The organism is Aeromonas sp. s6 (genome assembly GCF_040907815.1).
GTDB lineage: Bacteria > Pseudomonadota > Gammaproteobacteria > Enterobacterales > Aeromonadaceae > Aeromonas > Aeromonas caviae.
Window position 1 is genome coordinate 1 of record NZ_JBFOCN010000071.1, and the last position, 3897, is coordinate 3897.

The 3897-nt window shown below is 45.4% G+C and carries 3 protein-coding genes and 1 pseudogene; all 4 read right to left on the bottom strand.

The genetic code is table 11. The annotated features are described in order from the left end of the window. Window positions 1–134 (bottom strand): annotated as a pseudogene (locus tag AB5Y50_RS11165) (IS5/IS1182 family transposase); the annotation flags it as partial. Window positions 135–371: 237 nt separating this feature from the next. Further along, a complete protein-coding gene (locus AB5Y50_RS11170; protein WP_309266474.1) occupies window positions 372–1025 on the bottom strand; it encodes an AbiV family abortive infection protein in 654 nt (217 codons plus the stop codon). 242 nt (window positions 1026–1267) lie between these two features. Continuing rightward, window positions 1268–2164, bottom strand: a complete 897-nt coding sequence (locus AB5Y50_RS11175; RefSeq protein WP_201969327.1) for a hypothetical protein — start codon at window positions 2162–2164, stop codon at window positions 1268–1270. A gap of 437 nt (window positions 2165–2601) precedes the next feature. Then, a protein-coding gene (locus tag AB5Y50_RS11180) for an IS3 family transposase (protein WP_100654772.1) occupies window positions 2602–3806 on the bottom strand; the annotation gives its coding sequence in 2 pieces (ribosomal slippage) (window positions 2602–3488 and window positions 3488–3806; 1206 coding nt in all). Window positions 3807–3897: the final 91 nt, after the last annotated feature.

Below are 3897 nucleotides of genomic sequence, written 5' to 3' on the forward strand. Positions count from 1 at the left end.
TAAAACGGCTCGATGACTTCCACCATGTTTTGCCATGGCAGAATCTGCTCCATGCGGGACAAGAAAATCTCTTTTCTGGTCTGACGGCGCTTACTGCTGAATTCACTGTCGGCGAAGGTAAGTTGATGACTCATGATGAACCCTGTTCCATGGCTCCAGATGACAAACATGATCTCATATCAGGGACTTGTTCGCACCTTCCCTAACGTCTGAGAACAGCGGCACACCCCTGCTTGCCACGGCGCGTCCTCTCGATGGAAGGGTTAGGCAATGTCGTACCGGAAGCCTTGAGGTCCTTCATAATGACGGAGGCCACCTCATTAATAGATTGGTTGAATCGCTTGTAGAGCATGAACTATTTAAGCCACATGTTAGTTTCGTTTTTGGTTTTTATTACGCCAAGCATTATTTTTAATTCCGCTTTTATGGGGCCACTTTAGAAGTCTTTTATAAATTTTGTAGTCAAAAACATCATCCATACCAATCCCTCCCTCGAAGTAACATTCATCCTCCTCAATGTTTGAACATATTCTCAACAACTCATCATTAATAATTGAAATGAACTGTCTAGCATCCTTTGGTTTAATCTTCCAAGGAGTTGAGATACGGCTGGTTGTATCAATTTTTCCTTTGGTACGAGCTAGACCAACATATATAGCATTTTGTTTTTTCTCTTCAAGCCTTCTACTCTGAATAAGTGATATAAACTTTGGTGAGTAATCATTGATTTCTCTTGCAACGAAGTTCCACTGCTTTTTCGGGTGTAGATACAGAAGCTTCAGCCATTCTTGCTCAAACTCGACATCAGGATATCCGGTATTTGTTTCCGACGTCCAAATATAATGATCGATCCAGTTAGCTTTAGAAAACTCCTCCAAAGCTAAAACAGAAATCTGAAGCGCGCTTGGATAAGAACCATTTTCATATAATAGAACAGAATCAAAATGAAGCCGAATGGTGTTTCTTAAAGACTCAATAGCGAGCTTGTTCAGCTTATATTTTGATATACCTTTTTGCTTCTTCACTGACACTCCCATTTCAAGAAACTTACAACTATATTCAACGATCCTTTGCCACATATCTGCATTGATGGGAACCGTGCAGCATAAGTATCAAATACGACTTAGCTCCCGGAAGAACTTGTTGCATGCAATTATTTGTAGTCAATCAAATAACCAATCGAATACTTTTTTGACTCCATACCCCACGACTCCGGCAACAACTAGCGGTGTTGCATATCCTCTTTCCCCCCCCCAATACTTACAACTTAATAAAATTGATTTACACCCCTATTTTTAATTAACTGGATGAGCATATAAACTCTATCCATAAAATCATCATTTCCGCGATGCTCCTTTAAAAGCTCTGCAAAAATGACATTTTTATTTTTTCCATAAGGACGATCTGGCCATTGCAATAAGCAGTCTTTAAGAAGTTTGTCAGCAACTTCAAGTTCTATTGATGTGATAGTGTTTGGTATTACATTGTCTCCATTCAACAGAGATTCACGATACTGAATTCCACGAAGCATACTATCTTGAAGCTCGGGGTATTCTGAGAACCAATTCTGAATGAGAGTCTCAATGTCGCCTAAGCCGTCTTCAAAGTGAGCTGGTTCCGCAACATATTCCAATATTATTGAAATCTTAGCTCTGACGGGATTGAGTGAAACACTCATTACAATATGATTTTTAAACCCATCTTCATCGGTAACTACAAGTAAGTTATCTAAGTCTTTTTGCTCAGACTCCAGCGCTTTTACCCAGTTTCTTAGGCCTGATATTCCTCTGTCTTCTTCAGTAAAACCATCTGGCTCGATAAAGTTTTCATTGAAATCTTCACCCGATATGATGTGGGATTCATCAAATTGAGCAAAGGTTTCAATGACCTCGTCTGGACAATCAAGCTCTAGTAGCGGTCCTTTTAGATAGTCATCGGGTATGCTCTTCACAAATTCAATAAACTCCCTTAGCGTTCTTATCGTTTTTGTTTCACAAAACCTAGAAAATCCGTGAGGCTCTACAGTGCTAATGTGCTTTACACCAACACCTTCAATATTAACAAAGAGGCCAGCGATCTTAACAACCTTGCCATGTTGATTGGTTCCAAAAATTGTTACTTCATCGCCAACATTTATACTCTTATTTTTATGCGATATAGACATATGTCTCCTTACTCCACCCTAAACATTTACTGTTGAAATGATAACGCCTGCGTATTATTAATTTCCAATATGGCGAATACTGCTGATCTCCTACCTAATCCCACTTTGGGGGTCTGCTCGAATCGCCAGACGCCTCCCCCAGGCTGTCGCTACCAGATTGCTCAGACCTCAGGTTGTGGCAAACACTAATTAATGATGCGTAAGAGTCCTACCTTATCACCTCATGGGGTCGATGAACATTTGCGGCCATCACACTATGAGCGGTTGCTCGAATTTTCTTGGTTACCGTCGCTCAGCAGTGCAAGGACGCTTTGGGTCGGACTGTGCAAATCATCCCTGTTGCGGGAGAGGAAATGTCTATAACCTTATGATATTTAATTAAAATAATGCTTGGTGGAATTGGATTTGACCCCATAGGTCCAGACACTTTTTCCCGCTTAGGGTTGTGATACCCGACTGCGCAGAAATTCCCGTGGTGAACGGTATCCCAAGGCGCTGTGCGGGTGGTGCTCGTTATAATGCTCAAACGCGATAGCCAAATTGCCTACCGCTGTTCGGCTATCCGGTTTTGGCATCATCTCGATATAGTCTCGCTTCATCGTCTTCACGAAGCTTTCCGCTATACCGTTACTCTGTGGGCTTCTCACTGCTGTCGTTCTGGGCTCCAACCCGATTTCTCGTGCAAACGCGCGGGTCTCATGGGCTCGATACGCCGAGCCATTATCAGTCAGCCACTCCACCGGTGATGCCGGCAACGAATCCCCAAAGCGACGTTCGACAGACCTCAGCATGACATCTTGCACAGTGTCACTATCGTAACCCCCAGTACTGGCCGCCCAGTCCAACGCTTCCCTATCGCAGCAATCCATGGCGAACGTGACACGTAGTTTTTCACCGTTATCGCAGCGAAACTCGAAGCCATCTGAGCACCACCGTCGATTGCTCTCCTTGACGGCAACACGCCCCTTATGTGCCTGCTGGGCCAATGGTGCAGCTGGTTTTCTTTCCAGCAGCAAGCCATGCTCGCGCATGACGCGATATACCCGCTTAGCGTTTACCACAGGTTGTTCTGTTGCCTCAGACTGACGCCGTAACAGCGCCCAGACCCGGCGATAGCCATAGGAGGGAAGCTCTGCCATCGCCTCCATGATACGGCCAAGTAAGGCTGCATCATCACGCTGGCGATGATGACGACCATCTTGCCAACCCGGTTTTCGATGAACACGAACGGATAGCTGCGCACGCGATACATTAAGAGCCTGGCTCACAGCACTTAATCGTCGTCCCCCGGCAACAAGGGCGCATGCGCAATCCATTTTTTTGCTCGACCATACTCCACGGCTTCTTTGAGGATCTCGTTCTCCATGGTCTTCTTCCCGAGCAGACGCTGAAGCTCTCGGATCTGCTTGATGGCAGCAGCCAACTCGGAAGCAGGAACAACATCCTCACCGGCGGTGATCGCCGTGAGAGACCCTTCTTGGAATTGCTTACGCCATTTGAAAAGCTGGTTTGCGTTGACGTCGTGCAAGCGAGCAACATGAGAGACGGTCATCCCGGGCTCAAAGGTCTGCTGCACGATGGCGATCTTTTCTTGTGGAGTCCGGCGTCGACGGCGCTCGGCCCCTGTTAACACTTCGACCATCTTCTCGTTGTGACTAGTACTGAACATAGCTCCAAGACTACCTCTTAAGTTAAGAGGGGCGAAGTGTCTGGATCTTCAAGGGGCCAATCTA

Bases quoted from the DNA above. Each gene is read 5' to 3' on its own strand.
- AB5Y50_RS11175 (WP_201969327.1), bottom strand. From the start codon at position 2,164: ATGTCTATATCGCATAAAAATAAGAGTATAAATGTTGGCGATGAAGTA.